The sequence below is a fragment of the Enterobacter sp. BNK-34 genome (assembly GCF_048684445.1).
GTDB lineage: Bacteria > Pseudomonadota > Gammaproteobacteria > Enterobacterales > Enterobacteriaceae > Enterobacter > Enterobacter pseudoroggenkampii.
In genome coordinates, this window is the sequence record NZ_JBLQUA010000001.1 from 3,198,092 (window position 1) to 3,213,620 (window position 15,529).

13 protein-coding genes and 1 other RNA gene are annotated in these 15,529 nt (G+C 54.4%); 9 read left to right on the forward strand and 5 right to left on the reverse strand.

The features are described 5' to 3' along the window. Positions 1-2: 2 nt before the first annotated feature. Positions 3-110, reverse strand: an RNA gene (gene rprA, locus ACMGG5_RS15670) — antisense sRNA RprA. 208 nt (positions 111-318) lie between these two features. After that, the gene (ydiK, locus tag ACMGG5_RS15675; protein WP_045910283.1) at positions 319-1,434 is read right to left on the reverse strand and encodes an AI-2E family transporter YdiK; all 1,116 of its coding nucleotides are present in this window, start codon (positions 1,432-1,434) and stop codon (positions 319-321) included. Positions 1,435-1,633: 199 nt separating this feature from the next. On the opposite strand from ydiK, the gene ACMGG5_RS15680 reads away from it, so the two are divergent. From ACMGG5_RS15680 to ACMGG5_RS15690, 3 genes are all read left to right on the forward strand, one after another. Beyond that, entirely contained in the window at positions 1,634-4,690 is a 3,057-nt protein-coding gene (locus ACMGG5_RS15680; protein WP_407820592.1) for an FAD-binding and (Fe-S)-binding domain-containing protein, read from the forward strand. Continuing rightward, entirely contained in the window at positions 4,687-5,097 is a 411-nt protein-coding gene (gene menI / locus ACMGG5_RS15685) for a 1,4-dihydroxy-2-naphthoyl-CoA hydrolase (protein ID WP_023311321.1), read from the forward strand. Before ACMGG5_RS15680 ends, menI begins: the two co-directional genes overlap by 4 nt. An 85-nt stretch (positions 5,098-5,182) precedes the next feature. Further along, positions 5,183-5,377 (forward strand): YdiH family protein, encoded by a 195-nt coding sequence (locus ACMGG5_RS15690; protein ID WP_003857766.1) that lies wholly within the window; start codon positions 5,183-5,185, stop codon positions 5,375-5,377. A gap of 50 nt (positions 5,378-5,427) precedes the next feature. Here the strand turns inward: ACMGG5_RS15690 and ACMGG5_RS15695 are convergent, their stop codons facing one another. Beyond that, the gene (locus ACMGG5_RS15695; protein WP_024909408.1) at positions 5,428-6,057 is read right to left on the reverse strand and encodes a helix-turn-helix domain-containing protein; all 630 of its coding nucleotides are present in this window, start codon (positions 6,055-6,057) and stop codon (positions 5,428-5,430) included. A gap of 69 nt (positions 6,058-6,126) precedes the next feature. Beyond that, complete coding sequence (locus ACMGG5_RS15700) at positions 6,127-6,786, reverse strand: winged helix-turn-helix transcriptional regulator (RefSeq protein WP_048991564.1); 660 nt, start codon at positions 6,784-6,786, stop codon at positions 6,127-6,129. 421 nt (positions 6,787-7,207) lie between these two features. Here ACMGG5_RS15700 and ACMGG5_RS15705 point away from each other — a divergent pair, with 421 nt between their 5' ends. The 6 genes from ACMGG5_RS15705 (at position 7,208) to ACMGG5_RS15730 (ending at position 13,244) form a co-directional block, all read left to right on the forward strand. Next, positions 7,208-7,738, forward strand: a complete 531-nt coding sequence (locus ACMGG5_RS15705; protein WP_024909406.1) for a fimbrial protein — start codon at positions 7,208-7,210, stop codon at positions 7,736-7,738. A 79-nt stretch (positions 7,739-7,817) separates the two neighbouring features. Further along, positions 7,818-8,495, forward strand: a complete 678-nt coding sequence (locus ACMGG5_RS15710; protein ID WP_157189000.1) for a molecular chaperone — start codon at positions 7,818-7,820, stop codon at positions 8,493-8,495. 44 nt (positions 8,496-8,539) lie between these two features. Beyond that, complete coding sequence (locus ACMGG5_RS15715) at positions 8,540-11,068, forward strand: fimbria/pilus outer membrane usher protein (RefSeq protein WP_420278623.1); 2,529 nt, start codon at positions 8,540-8,542, stop codon at positions 11,066-11,068. An 11-nt stretch (positions 11,069-11,079) separates the two neighbouring features. Further along, a complete protein-coding gene (locus ACMGG5_RS15720; RefSeq protein WP_420278149.1) occupies positions 11,080-12,027 on the forward strand; it encodes a fimbrial protein in 948 nt (315 codons plus the stop codon). 5 nt (positions 12,028-12,032) lie between these two features. Further along, positions 12,033-12,551, forward strand: a complete 519-nt coding sequence (locus ACMGG5_RS15725; RefSeq protein WP_420278150.1) for a fimbrial protein — start codon at positions 12,033-12,035, stop codon at positions 12,549-12,551. A gap of 51 nt (positions 12,552-12,602) precedes the next feature. After that, positions 12,603-13,244, forward strand: a complete 642-nt coding sequence (locus ACMGG5_RS15730) for a LuxR C-terminal-related transcriptional regulator (protein ID WP_420278151.1) — start codon at positions 12,603-12,605, stop codon at positions 13,242-13,244. A 66-nt stretch (positions 13,245-13,310) separates the two neighbouring features. Here ACMGG5_RS15730 and fdhF read toward each other — a convergent pair whose 3' ends face one another. Further along, on the reverse strand, positions 13,311-15,461 hold the full coding sequence (gene fdhF / locus ACMGG5_RS15735) for a formate dehydrogenase subunit alpha (protein ID WP_370883835.1): 2,151 nt from the start codon (positions 15,459-15,461) through the stop codon (positions 13,311-13,313). Between the last annotated feature and the right edge of the window lie 68 nt (positions 15,462-15,529).

Sequence of the window (15,529 nt, forward strand, 5' to 3'; positions counted from 1 at the left end):
GGATAAAAAAAAGCCCATCGTGGGAGATGGGCAAAGACTACACACAGCAATTCGTTGTTTCACTCAGGGGATTTCCATGCTTATAAATCAAGGTGTTGATTTATAACCGTGAGCTAATAGTAGGCATTGTGATCTTTAGCGTCGATCAGATTCGTCTCAATAGTTAAAGAGGCGTAAAGATTTCTTGAGGTTAATCGCGGGTTTAATGCAGAAACGGCGGGTCTGACCAGTGTGCAACGAATAAATACTTTAGCAGCGTTAAAGTATTGTGAGGGGGAATGTAGGCCGGGTAAGCGTTAGCGCCACCCGGCAAAAAACTTAATGCGTGTTCTTCTCTTCCAGCTCTTCCAGTTCGCTCAGAATCACGTCCGGGTCTGTTCCCGGAGGCGGAATTTCATGCACCCAGGCGGAGAACAGGCGCCAGGTAACGGCGAGCAGCACCGGGCCAATAAACAGGCCAATCATGCCAAAGGCAATCAGTCCGCCAATGACCCCGGAGAGTATCAGGATCAGCGGCAGGTCAGCACCCATACGGATGAGGATCGGACGAATGACGTTATCCATGGTGCCGACCACGCAGCTCCAGACCAGCAGCACCGTTCCCCACGTGGTATCACCCGTCCAGTAGAGCCAGATAATACTAGGGACCAGCACCAGCAGCGGTCCCAGTTGCGCAAGACAGGTCATCAGCATGACCACGGTGAACACGGTGGCGTACGGTACGCCGGAAATCGCCAGACCGATACCGCCCAGCACCGCCTGCACCAGCGCGGTCACCACCACGCCCAGGGCCACCGCGCGCACGGCCTGCGCAGCCAGTAAAACCGCCGCGTCACCCCGTTTGCCCGCCAGGCGGGTGGCGAAGTGACGAACGCCTAAAGCCACCTGCTCGCCGCGCCAGTAGAGCAGGGCGCTGAAGAGCAGCATCAGGGTACAGTGCATCATAAACCGGCCGATATGCGCCGCCTGACCCACAAACCAGGTCGTGGTCGTGCCTATATACGGGCGGACTTTTGCCATCAGCGCGCTGCCGCCCATCTCCAGCAGGCTATGCCAGCCGCTGTAGAGCTTGGCGCCCACCACCGGAATGCTGTTCAGCCAGGCGAGATCCGGCAGCGTCAGGTCACCGCTGCTAATAGCGCGAATAACGGGGCCACTGGAATCCACCAGGCTATTCACCAGCAGGGCAATCGGAATAATAAACAGCAGGAACAGCAGGAGCGTCATGACCAGTACCGCTAACCCGCGACGGCCGAACAGCAGTTTCTGCAAGCGCAACAGCAGAGGCCACGTGGCCACGACCACGGTCGCGGCCCAGGCGAAGCCGAGAATAAAGGGTTGAACAATCCACAGACACGCAATAATCATGAGGGCCAGAAACAGCACCGACAGTAAAATTTGCGCAACATCCCTGGGCTGGCGAAGATTGACCATAAATGAAACTTTCCTTAAAAGAACGCCAGTACGACTGGCGGGAACGGAAAACCGCGTCTCTCTAATCATTGATGATCTCGGCGGTTTTTGACAGGCGGATTTTGCCTGTAATTCAGCAGAGATTATAAGAAAAAAATGTGATAAAACTTTTAAGATACACGCAAACGATTTCATACAACTCTAATTAGGGTCGACAGTCATGATCCCACAGATTTCTCAGGCACCTGGCGTCGTTCAGCTGGTGCTTAATTTTTTGCAAGCACTGGAGCAACAGGGTTTTACAGGTGATACCGCCACGAACTATGCCGACAGGCTGACGATGGCGACCGATAACAGTATTTACCAGCTTCTTCCCGATGCCGTGGTTTTCCCTCGTTCAACGGCCGACGTGGCGCTTATCGCCCGGCTGGCGACGCAGGAGCGCTTTGCTTCACTGGTCTTTACGCCGCGCGGCGGCGGCACCGGGACCAATGGTCAGGCGCTGAACCAGGGCATCATTGTTGATATGTCGCGCTATATGAACCGCATCATTGAGATCAACCCGGAAGAGGGGTGGGTGCGGGTCGAAGCGGGCGTTATCAAAGATCAGCTTAATCAGTATCTCAAGCCTTACGGCTACTTTTTCGCCCCGGAGCTTTCCACCAGTAACCGCGCGACCCTTGGCGGGATGATCAACACGGATGCCTCCGGTCAGGGCTCGCTGGTCTACGGTAAAACCTCCGATCACGTGCTGGGCGTGCGTGCCGTTCTGCTGGGCGGCGATATCCTCGATACCCAGCCGATGCCGGTCGAACTGGCGGAAACGCTGGGTAAAGATAACACCGCCAGCGGACGCATCTATCGTACCGTGCTGGAACGCTGCCGCGACAACCGCCAGCTTATTCTCGATAAGTTCCCCAAACTAAACCGCTTCCTGACCGGGTACGACCTGCGTCACGTCTTTAACGACGACCTGACCCAGTTTGATTTAACCCGCGTGCTGACCGGTTCCGAAGGGACGCTGGCGTTTATCACCGAGGCGCGGCTGGATATCACCCGCTTGCCGAAAGTGCGTCGTCTGGTGAACGTGAAATATGACTCCTTCGACTCCGCGCTGCGCAATGCGCCGTTTATGGTGGAAGCGAAAGCGCTGTCGGTGGAAACGGTCGACTCCAAAGTGCTTAATCTGGCCAGGGAAGACATTGTCTGGCACTCCGTCAGCGAGCTGATTACCGACGTGCCGGATAAAGAGATGCTCGGTCTCAATATCGTGGAGTTTGCCGGCGATGATGCGGAGCTGATTGAGCGCCAGGTCACCACGCTCTGCCAGCGTCTGGACGAGCTGATTGCGCAGGGTCAGGGCGGCGTGATCGGCTGGCAGCTTTGTAACGATCTGGCCGGGATTGAGCGTATCTATGCGATGCGTAAAAAAGCCGTGGGCCTGCTCGGCAATGCAAAAGGGGCGGCGAAGCCCATTCCCTTTGCCGAAGACACCTGCGTGCCGCCTGAGCATCTGGCGGATTACATCGTTGAGTTTCGCGCCCTGCTGGACAGCCACGGCCTGAGCTATGGCATGTTCGGCCACGTCGATGCCGGGGTACTGCACGTGCGTCCGGCGCTGGATATGTGCGACCCGCAGCAGGAGATTCTGATGAAGCAGATCTCCGACGACGTGGTGGCCTTAACCGCCAAATACGGCGGTTTGCTCTGGGGAGAGCACGGGAAAGGGTTCCGCGCGGAATACAGCCCGGCATTCTTCGGCGAACAGCTCTACGCGGAGCTGCGCAAGGTGAAAGCGGCTTTCGACCCGCATAACCGCCTCAACCCGGGTAAAATCTGCCCGCCTGAAGGCGTGGACGCGCCAATGCTGCAGGTGGATGCCGTCAAGCGCGGCACCTACGACAGACAGATCCCGATTGCGGTGCGCTCCTCCTGGCGCGGCGCGATGGAGTGCAACGGCAACGGCCTGTGCTTTAACTTTGATGTGAAAAGCCCGATGTGTCCGTCGATGAAAATCACCAGCAACCGTATCCACTCGCCAAAAGGGCGGGCGACGCTGGTGCGCGAGTGGCTGCGTCTGCTGGCCGACCGCGGGGTGGATCCGCTCAGGCTGGAGCAGGAGCTGCCGGAAAAACGGGCCAGCCTGCGCTCGCTGATTGAGCGCACCCGCAACAGCTGGCATGCCAACAAGGGCGAGTATGATTTCTCCCATGAGGTGAAAGAGGCGATGTCCGGCTGCCTGGCCTGTAAAGCCTGCTCCACCCAGTGCCCGATTAAAATCGACGTGCCGGAATTCCGCTCGCGCTTCCTGCAGCTGTATCACACCCGCTACCTCCGCCCGGTGCGCGACCATCTGGTGGCGACGGTGGAAAGCTACGCGCCGCTGATGGCGCGCGCGCCGAAGACCTTCAACTTCTTTATCAACCAGCCGCTGGTGCGCAAGCTCTCCGAAAAACACATCGGTATGGTCGATCTGCCGCTGCTGTCGGTGCCGTCTCTGCAGCGCCAGCTCGTCGGGCATCGCTCGGCGAACATGACCCTGGAGCAGCTGGAGGCACTCACGCCTGAGCAAAAAACGAAGGTGGTGCTGGTGGTGCAGGATCCGTTCACCAGCTACTACGATGCGCAGGTTGTGGCCGATTTCGTCCGTCTGGCGGAGAAAGTGGGTTACCAGCCGGTTGTGCTGCCGTTCTCCCCGAATGGCAAGGCGCAGCACATTAAAGGTTTCCTGAACCGCTTTGCGAAGACCGCGCAGAAAACGTCTGACTTCCTGAATCGCGTGGCGCAACTCGGGATACCGATGGTCGGCGTCGATCCGGCGCTGGTGCTGTGCTATCGCGATGAATACAAGCAGACGCTGGGCGATAAGCGCGGCGACTTCAACGTGATGCTGGTGCACGAGTGGCTGCCGATAGCGCTGGAAGATAAGGCTGTTCAGGATGTCAGCGGTGAACCGTGGTATCTGTTCGGGCACTGCACGGAAGTGACCGCGCTGCCGGGTGCCCCCGCGCAGTGGGCGTCTGTCTTTGCCCGCTTCGGTGCGAAGCTGGAGAGCGTCAGCGTCGGCTGCTGCGGGATGGCCGGCACCTACGGACACGAAGTGAAAAACCACGCCAACTCGCTCGGCATCTATGAGCTGTCCTGGCATCAGGCGATGCAGCGTTTGCCGCGAAACCGCTGTCTGGCGACGGGTTACTCCTGCCGCAGCCAGGTAAAACGGGTAGAAGGCAACGGTGTACGTCACCCATTGCAGGCTTTACTGGAGATAATTGGATGATCTGGAAACGTGCCGTGACGCTGCAGGCGCTGAACGCCATGGGCGAGGGGAATATGGTGGGGCTGCTGGATATCCAGTTTATCCGCATTGGCGACGATGAGATTGAGGCCACCATGCCCGTCGATAGTCGCACCCACCAGCCGTTTGGTTTATTGCACGGCGGAGCGTCCGTCGTGCTGGCTGAAACGCTGGGCTCGGTGGCGGGGTATCTCTGCACCGAAGGGGAGCAGAAGGTTGTCGGACTTGAGGTGAATGCTAACCACATTCGCTCGGTGCGCAGCGGACGCGTGCGCGGTGTTTGCCGCGCGCTGCACGCCGGAAGCCGCCATCAGGTGTGGCAAATAGATATTCTCGATGAGCAGGATCGCCTGTGCTGCTCGTCGCGGCTGACCACGGCGGTTGTGTAAAGTTTTCAGATGTCTTGCCTTTGGTCAAAAACTAGCCAGTACGTTGTGGTATACTGGTCAGGTTTTGTACATAAGCGAGGACATCATGGATACTGAAATAACCCCAACACAGCTGGCAATTGAATATTTACGTCGCGATAAGAGCAACCTGTCTCCGGCGCAGTACCTGAAAAAGCTGAAACAGCTTGAGCTGGAATTTACAGATTTGCTGGCGCTCTCTTCAAATGAGCTGAAAGAAGAGATCTACTTTGCCTGGCGGTTGGGCGTTCACGTCCATTGAGTACATGAGAATAAAAGGGCCGCGAATGCGGCCTTTTTTGTGTCTGACATTCAGTATCGAGCGGGGAGTTTATTGATTTTGATGAGCCTGCCTTCTTCCATTTCGATGAATCCGCCGGTTTTTAAATCCGCCAGAATGCGCATCACGCCGCTGCGGGAGAGCTGGGTTTTCTCCCTGATATACCTTTCCGCCGTCACGCTGAGCCGATAACTCTCATCTTCCTCCATCAGCTTGACCAGCTGCTGGCGAATCATCTCATACGCCGTCGGCGCGCCCTGCGGCATCACGTTGTTATAAAGACGGCTATACACAAAAATGAGCTGCTTAGAAAGCAGTCCCCATAGCGCCTTCTCTTTGATAATTTCATTCACCCGCTCGGTGGTGAGCGTCCCTATCAGACAAGGGCTGACGGTCTTAATATAATCATTGAAATAGATGTCGGTCAGGTTGGCGAGGCCGAACACGGCCGGACTGCGAGCCGTAGACAGCATCATGTCATCGCTTCTTCTGTAGATGGCGATGGTTCCTTCGAGAATTAAATAGCACATGCCCTGACCGTTAATTTGCAGGTCCAGCCGCTCGCCGCGGGCGGTATGTCGTGTTGTGCAATCAGGCAACAGGTGTGAAATAAGCTCTTGCGCGTAGGGAGAACCCCGTTGAGACTTTTCTGGAAGGGACATGGCAGCCGACAACCTTAAAAATAACCTGGCTAATTATAGCGCTTCTCCCGGGTACAGGCACGCTGGCTATCAATATTTTCGCGGCAGATGGTGAATGTCAAGCAGCACCCCACGTTCCATGGTGATGTACTTTCCGGTCCGCAGTTCTGCCAGAATACGCATAATTCCGCTACGTGAAAGATACGTTCTGCTTTTGATGTACGCGGCGGCCGTCGTATTTTTCCGTATGGCATCGGGCTCCTGCATGAGTTCAACAAGCTGGAAGCGAATGATGTCGTAGGCAGACATTTGCGATATTTGCGCGCAGTGCTCATACACCCGTGAGGCCGTATAAATCAGCAGCTTTGAAAAGTGCTCCCATAAATCCTGCTGCGCAACAATCTGATTAAACGTCTCCAGCGACACGCGGGCGATTTCTGCCGTCTCCAGGGCCCTGACATAGAGATGCTCCGAAGAAAATTGACTGCTGACGCCAAGAATAAAAGGCGCTGATTCAGAGTTTAAAACAATGCCGTCGCCGCGACGATGAAGCGCCACGCTTCCCTGGAGAAGTAAAAAACACTGGCGCACATCATCTTTATAATAATGTACGGTTTCTCCCCGACAGATGACCATTCTGTTCGCAGCAGGTAGCACTGATTTAATCAGGGCATCTATATGGATAAACGGTTTTAAACCCAGAACGGTTGATTCGTGGTTATTCAATGGCGTGGTTAAACGCGTATTCATAAGATACCTCACAGCGACTACGGGTCTGATCGTTTTTTAATCTGCCTGGAGAATTATCTTAAAAATGAAGGAGTCAGGGAATATTTCGGTAAGGTCCAAAAGTAGACCGTTGAGCATCTGATATCTAACACCTTGAATGAAAACATAAAGACGATCAAGTCTACTAATAGACCAGGAAATAAGACGTAAGCGTATCCTGAAAGAAATGTTGAAATTACGTTAAATCAGAGTCTACAGCTAGACCATCAAAAAGTTGTATTCACCAAAATGATTATATAAATTTTAATCAGTCAGTCAGTCAGAAAAACCTTATAGCGTTAATTAAAAAGAAGATGAATCCACTGTGATTTATTTATCAACTTTCTGCTGCGTACGTTTTAATAATAAATAAAGTTATCCCGTAAACAGGAAAATGAAGATTATGAAAAAGAACATTATTTTAGCGATGGTTGCGACAGGTTCTGCCTTAATGATGAGCAATGCACTCGCTGCTGCAGGAACCGTTAATTTTAACGGTAACATCCTGGATTCTGCCTGCGATGTCGCGGTTGCTTCTCAAAATCAGGTGGTGGTGTTAGGCGATTACAATAAAACAGAATTTCCGGCAACAGGATCCCGCACTGCGGCAACGAAATTCGACATCGTCCTGAAGAACTGCCCGGTTACGGTCAACAGTGCCAAAGTCCGTTTTGACGGTACGCCCGATCTGACTAACGCCGATCTGCTTGCTATTGATACCTCCGTCGCCGGAGCGGCAACGGGTGTTGCTATTAATTTGATGACCGCTGATAAAGCGGATCTGCCGTTGCACGGCAGTAACAGCTATAGCTATGTGCTAAGCAGCACCGCCGATAATACGCTGAATTTCTACGCGCAGTATATTTCAACGGCGGCATCGGTGACGGCCGGTCCTGCAAACTCCGTGGCAAATTTCTCCGTTGTTTATAACTAGTCATTAAGCAGAACACGAGTCGGTTCCGTGACGTTCTGCGTGGGGGCAGTTTCTGCCCCCGTGTTTCAAGAGGTGTAACATGCATTTTATTAGCAAGGCCCTGCTCATATCGGCCGCCCTGACAGCATCGTTTTCGAACGCTTATGCCGGGGTCATTATTGGCGGTACCCGCGTTATTTTTGATGGTGGGAAAAAAGAGGCATCAATCAGTATCAATAATGCTGATAGCGTGCCTTATTTAATCCAGTCCTGGGTTGACATGCCAGAGGGGAATGCTAATAAAGCACCTTTTATTGTAACGCCGCCTTTATATCGGCTGGATGGCGGGCAGCAAAACATTGAACGTATTTTACTCTCGGGTTCACTACCCCAGGATAAAGAAAGTCTTTTCTGGCTGAATATTAAAGCCATACCGTCTGCCTCAAAACAGGAAAACTCACTGCAAATTGCTGTCAAAACGCGCATCAAGCTTATTTATCGCCCGTCAGGTCTGAAGGGATCAACGCCGGAAGAACAAGCGAATAAATTAACCTGGTCGCGTAGCGGGAATAAGCTCATGGTCACCAATCCAACGCAATATGTCATCAACTTTAATGAAATAAGCGTCGGTGATAAAAAACTGGATGAGGTCTCCTGGGTGGCACCGGGTGCAACGGCGGTATTTAGCTTACCCGCAGGTGCCAATGATAACCACATTTCATTCAAAGTCATTAATGATTACGGCAGCCCCGGAAGAATGTATCAGGCCAGCTTTTAATTCATCAAAAGCGGCGATCCTCATAGCAGGTCAGGTTAATGATGATGGCAACGAAAACTAAAAAAATGCAGCCTGCGCGTCTGGCGATCTGTATCGCCTTTGCGCTGGTAAATGCAATGCAGACTGTTTATGCCCGTGATTCGTTCAACGCCGAGTTGGTTGAACTCGACAATCCGGGCACGGGTAAAGCTGATTTATCTGCTTTTGAATCAGGTTCGCAGGCACCAGGGAAATACCACGTTGACATCATCCTTGACGACCAACTCATCGAGACCAGCGATATTGATTTTACCGCAGTAAAAAGTGGGGAAGAGGGCGATAGCCTTAAGCCTTGTCTGAGTATTGAACAGCTCAACAGATGGGGCGTCAAAACCGCGCTTTTTCCCGACTTAGCCAGTAAAGACGCGTCCTGTGTCAACCTTCAGGCTATTCCTCACGCCAGCACGGATTTTCAGTTTGCCACGCAGCGACTGATCGTCAGCATTCCTCAGGCCGCCATTGATATGCCGGCACGCGGGTATGTCTCGCCAGCGCTATGGGATGAAGGGATCGCCGCCGCCATGTTGAATTACAGCCTGAGCGGCGCAAACAGCCGGGCAAAACAAAACGGCAGTAAAAACAGCAACAGTCAATATGCCAACCTGCGCCCGGGTCTCAACGTTGGACCGTGGCGACTGCGAAATTACACCACCTGGTCGCGGGATGAAACCGGTCAGGACAAATGGGATACCGTCTACACCTATGCGCAGCGGGCCATTATTCCGCTCAAAGCGCAGCTCACCCTGGGGGATAGCTCCGCGCCAGCCGACGTGTTCGACAGTATGCCGTTTCGCGGCGGACAGCTGGCTTCGGATGATGACATGCTCCCGGATTCGCTGAAAGGCTATGCACCCGTGGTGCGGGGGATCGCGCGCACCAATGCCCAGGTGGTGGTGCGGCAGAACGGCTATCAGATTTATCAGACCTACGTGGCGCCAGGCGCTTTTGAGATTACCGATATGTACCCCACGGGCGGCGCAGGGGATCTGGACGTCACCGTTAAAGAGGCTGATGGCAGTGAGCAACATTTCACTCTCCCGTACGCGTCATTACCGGTTTTACAGCGCGAAGGACGGCTCAAGTATTCAGTAACCGGAGGACAATACCGTTCTTATAACGGCAGCGTCGATAAGACACCTTTCGGGCAAATCACCGGGATCTATGGTCTGCCGTATGGGCTAACGCTGTATGGCGGGCTGCAGGAGTCGAGTAAATATCAGTCGATCGCCACCGGGCTTGGAAAAAACATGGGTGATTTCGGCGCTATTTCTGCGGACATGACCCAGGCCTGGTCCACCCCGCAGGGCGGTGAGAAATCCAATGGCCAGTCCTGGCGTGCACGATACAGCAAAAACATTGTGGGGACCGGAACCCATTTCTCGATTGCGGGTTACCGCTACTCGACCAGCGGTTACTACGGTATGCAGGAGATCCTTGATTCGTACGGTGACAGCTCCGCGCTTCAGGACCGACGCCGAAACCGGGCCGAACTTACGATGAGCCAGACGCTGGGCGGTAATCTTGGCTCGCTGACGCTGAGCGCGGCCCGTGAAGACTACTGGAATTCGGGTAAAACAATGGCGTCATACAGCCTGGGCTACAACAACTACTGGCACAACATCAGTTACGGACTCACCTGGACCTACAGTAAAAACGGCAGTGCGGGTTCATATGATAACAATAAACGGTACGACAAAGATCAGCTGCTGGCCTTTAACGTCAGTATCCCGCTGGAGACGTTTTTGCCGCAGACCTGGGCTAACTATGGCGTAAGCGCCAGCAAGAATAATGGCACCACCCACAACATCGGCCTGAACGGCGTAGCGCTGGAAAACCACGCCCTGAACTGGAACGTGCAGCAAGGCTTTGGGTCGGACGGCGTCGGCTACACGGGCAATCTGAACGGTGATTATAAGGGAACCTACGGCGAAGCGACGGCGGGCTACAGCTACGATAAAAACAGCGAGCGCCTTAATTACGGCCTGCAAGGGGGCATTCTTGCTCACAGAGAGGGGATCACGCTTTCGCAACCCCTGGGCGAGACCAATGTTCTGATTAGCGCGCCGGGCGCACACGGCGTCGATATCCGCAATCAGGCGGGCGTTAAAACGGATTACCGCGGATATACGGTGGTCAGCAATCTCTCCGTATACCGTAAAAATGACATCACCCTTGCCCCGGAAAGTCTGCCGGATGATGTTGAGCTGGATATTAATACCCGGACGGTGACGCCGACGCGTGGCGCGATCGTTTTGGCCGACTATAAGGCGAAGGTGGGGCGGCGGGTGTTATTTAATTTACTGCATAATGGCCAGTTTGTTCCCTTTGGCGCGATGGCAAGCCTGAAGGGCGCCGACGGCAGCAGCGTTATTGTTGGCGATAAAGGCCAGGCTTATCTCACCGGCCTGGATACTCAGGGAACCGTCTTCGTCACGTGGGGAGCGGAAAGCGAACGGCAATGCCGCGCACCTTACGTGCTTTCCCCGCAGCCGTCGGCGGGTGGAATTACCGAAATTAACGTCAATTGTCTTTAGGGTTTTTTAACATGCGCCTAATTAACATCATATTCCTGCTGTGTATCGCAGCAGGATGGAACAGTGCTCATGCAGGAACCTGCACGACGATTACGCCGCAGGAATCAACTTTGTCCATCGGCACCATTACGGTTCAACGTGACGTGGCAGTTGGAACCGTATTATTTTCGCGAAACGCGACAATAACCGGTTCCTATTTAACGGGGTGTGCCAATCCATTAATACTGGGTTTTAGCATGCGGTATTTGAATGCGACACCGAGTGCTTACGGTAATCATGTTTATGACACGAATGTAAACGGTATAGGCGTGCGTTTTTCGTCGGGTAATTATTTTGAAAACCCGGCCAATACCTTTTCCTATAATGCGCAGGCAAGTTATGTCGAATGGTGGGGCGGTAAAATAGAACTTATCGTTACCGGACCGGTCTCGTCGGGGTCGCTGACGCCGGGCGTGCTGGGGGTAGTGATGCTGCAGGGCAGTGACGGCGTTTACCGTGATGGCCTGACGACCACCCTGCTGGGCGGAACCATTAATGTACTGGCCTGCAATATTACAACACCGCAACTGACATTTCCGATAGGCGATATTTCTGCCGCGCTTTTTGGCTCAACGATAGGCACCACACCGGCTGGCGCTCAAAATACGCAAAATCTCGGGCTTAACTGCGATGCGGGGGCTAACGTCAACGTATCACTCAGCGGCATTCAGAATCCTGACGTTGCAACACCCAGCGTGCTCGCGCTTACGGGGCAGGGTAATACCGGTACGGCGAAAGGGGTTGGCGTTCAGTTGCTCTATAACGGTACACCGCTCACCCTCAATGCGCGTTTGCCGCTGAAGCTTGCGGCAGGGGGGCAGGAAGCGTTCCCATTAACGGCGCGTTATTACCAGACGCAAACGACGGTAGAACCCGGTACCGCAAATGCGTCAGCAACCTTAAATTTGACCTACCAGTAAAGGGGATGACGATGCATATAATGCGCACGGCAGCGTTCATCGCGGCAGTAATAAGCGGCAATGTTATTGCAGCGGATAGCGTTAACGTCAGCGTCGCCGGCAATATTATTGCCTCTCCCTGCGTATTCAATGGGGGCAATACCAGTCTGGATATTAACCTCGGCAATATTCAGGCATCCAATATGGCCACGCCGGGGTCGACATCCGATCCTGTGTTTTTTAGCCTGCCGTTTACCCAGTGTCCGGCAGGCACGCGCAGCGTTACGGTCTCCTTTACCGGCAACCCCGATCCCGTCTCGGGGGCGAGTTACTACATGAACAGCGGTTCGGCCACGAACGTCGCGATTGCGATGAGCGAGGCCGCAACCGGTGCGTTAAAGGGCACAGGGACAAGCATTACGCAGACTATTGCGTCAGACAGAACCGCGACGATGGTCATGCAGGCATCAGTCAAATCTGTCACCGGCGGTGCGACGCCGGGGAGCATCAGTGCCGTCGTGGTCATGACGATGCAATACAACTGATCGGCACGCGCGTTGGTTGTCCTTATTGATATGCAGACGTTGGTAATTGATATGTTGAATATCCTGATTAAAGAACCGGATTCTTTTTTTAAAAATGGCCTGCAATATTTTCTTGTGGATTTTTTCCTGCATAATTTCAGGCATCACATTCATTTTGACACTGAGCTTACTTATGACAGCGTCAGTGCCGCGGATATTATTATTCTCTCTCTATGCCCCGGGGAAACGCTGACCTGTGTTCCTGAATTGAAAGCGCGAAAAAAAGGGATTGTGATTGGGCTGGTGGACGATGAGCGGCGTTTTTCCGCTTTTACATCCTGTTTTCAGGATATCATTTTTATCTCCCGCCGCGCCCCGCTTGGTCAGGTTAGCGAGATGCTCTTTATTGCATGGTACCGTACGCAACTGCCGGGATATCGCTGGCAGCATAACGGCTGTTTCGAGTGTCAGCATAAAATACTTTCGCCGCAGCAGATCCGCGTCACGGTGAATTTTTACAGAGGATTCTCGGTAGGGCAGATTGCTGATGTACTCAGGACGAGTGATAAAACGATATTCACGCATAAGTATTTGCTGATGCAAAAATTCGATCTGCGCAGTGATTATGAGCTTATGGCGCTCATTCACAGGATGGTCGAAAAAAATGCCTACCCGAACAAATTGCGTGACCATCTGATCGGTTTCGACGGATGAGCGGAAGAGACGGTGGGACTGTAGTCGTTTAGTTGCCGGGTGGCAGTGACGCCACCCGACATTTCTTCAGACATTCACCGCACTAATCAGCCGCGACTTCATGGACTGATAGGCCGACGCTGCAAAATCCTCCGCCCAGCGCTGGTCCTCAATCGCCTCCAGCTGTACCGCGCAGTACTTCGTTTCCGGCGTTTTGGAGATGGGATCGAGATTATCCTGGGTCAGCTCGTTGCAGGCGCCAATCCACCACTGATAGGTCATATAAACCGCGCCCTTGTTGATACGCTCGCTGATGCTGGCGCGGGTGATCACTTTGCCGCGACGTGAACGTACCCAGACCAGTTGACCCTCCTTGATGCCCAGTTTTTCCGCATCGGCAGGGTGCATTTGCACCCGGCCCGGCTCGTCGGCCAGGCTCTGCAGCGCAGCGCAGTTCCCGGTCATCGAGCGGCAGGAGTAGTGTCCCACCTCGCGTACTGTACACAGCACCAGCGGGAAATCTTCATCCGGGGTTTCCGCCGGCGCGCGCCACGGTGCGGCAAAGAGCTGTCCTTTACCGGTTGGGGTATCGAACTGATTGTCTTTGTACAGGTAAGGCGTGCCCGGATGATCCAGCGTCGGGCACGGCCACTGCACGTGGCCCATCTCGCCCATTTTTTCATACGTCACGCCGAAGAAGAGCGGGCACAGCTCGCGCATCTCATCCCAGATCTGCTGGTCGGAGTCATAATGCATCGGGTAGCCCATCTCGGTGGCGAGCAGGCTGATGATCTCCCAGTCGCGCTTCACGTTGCCGCTGGCTTCGATGGCTTTGCCGAAACGCTGGAATCCGCGATCGGCACAGGTAAAGACGCCACCGTGTTCACCCCAGGAAGTGGCAGGGAGCAGAACGTCCGCCACTTCTGCCGTTTTGGTCATGAAGATGTCCTGAACCACAACAAAGTCGAGCGCCTCAAAACCGCTGCGAACGAGACCGAGGTCGGCCTCGGTCTGAAGCGGATCTTCCCCCATGATGTAGTAGGCCTTGACCTTGCCTTCCAGCGCCAGATGAGGCACCTCGGTAATGCGCGTCCCGACGCGATCGTCCATTTTATTGACGTCAATCCCCCAGGCGTCGGCGAACTTCTGCCTGACCGCCGGATCGGTCACATCCTGATAGCCGGGGAACATATTCGGCAGTACGCCCATGTCGCAGGCACCCTGGACGTTATTTTGACCGCGTACCGGCCCGACGCCGACGGCGGGTCGGCCAAGGTTCCCGGTCAGCAGCGCCAGGCTGGAAAGCCCTCTGACCACATCCACAGCCTGACCAAACTGGGTCACGCCCATACCCCACATCACGGTGGCGGAAGGGGCCGCCGCGAAGGTGCGCATCGCCTGGCGAACGTCGCGGGCAGGAATGCCGGTAAGATGCTCAACCTTCTCCGGCGCATAGTCTTTCACCGTCTGGCGGTAGGCCTCAAGCCCCTCCGTAAAGCGCGCCACGTAGCTTTTGTCGTATAACTCCTCTTCCAGCAGCACGTAGCCGAAGGCGTTCACCAGCGCCATGTTGCTGCCGTTTTTCAGCTGCAGATGTTGGTCGGCAATGCGCGCCGTTTCGATGCGCCGCGGATCGCAGACGATAATTTTCGCGCCGTTTTCACGCGCTTTCAGCACGCGCCGGGCGACGATAGGGTGGGAGTCCGCGCAGTTATAGCCAAACACCAGCAGACATTTTGAGTTTTCAATATCGTTGATGGAGTTGCTCATGGCGCCGTTGCCGAGCGTTTCCTGTAAACCGGCCACGGAAGGGCCGTGACAGACGCGCGCGCAGCAGTCCACGTTGTTGGTGTTCAGCACCGCGCGGGCAAATTTTTGCATCACATAGTTTGTTTCATTGCCGGTTCCGCGGGAGGAGCCGGTGGTCATGATCGACCGGGGCCCGTGCTGCGCTTTAATGCTGCTGAGCCTGTGGGCGGTGTAGCGGATTGCCTCTTCCCAGGTAACGGGGGTGAAAGCCTCGCCTTTGTGGTAGCGGATCATCGGCTGAGTGAGGCGCGGGGTGAGCAGACGGGTATCGTTGAGGAAGTCCCAGCCGTAAAAGCCCTTCAGACACAGGGTGCCCTGGTTTGTGACGCCCTCTGCCGCTTCGGCACGGATGATACGGTTATTTTCAACGACAAGGTTTAATTTACAGCCTGCACCACAGTAGGGGCAGACGCTGGCGATCTTTTTCATCAATAACAGACCTGTTAAGAAATGAAGCAAAGTTGACTGGAAAACCCAGTCCCGTAAACGGTGTTAAG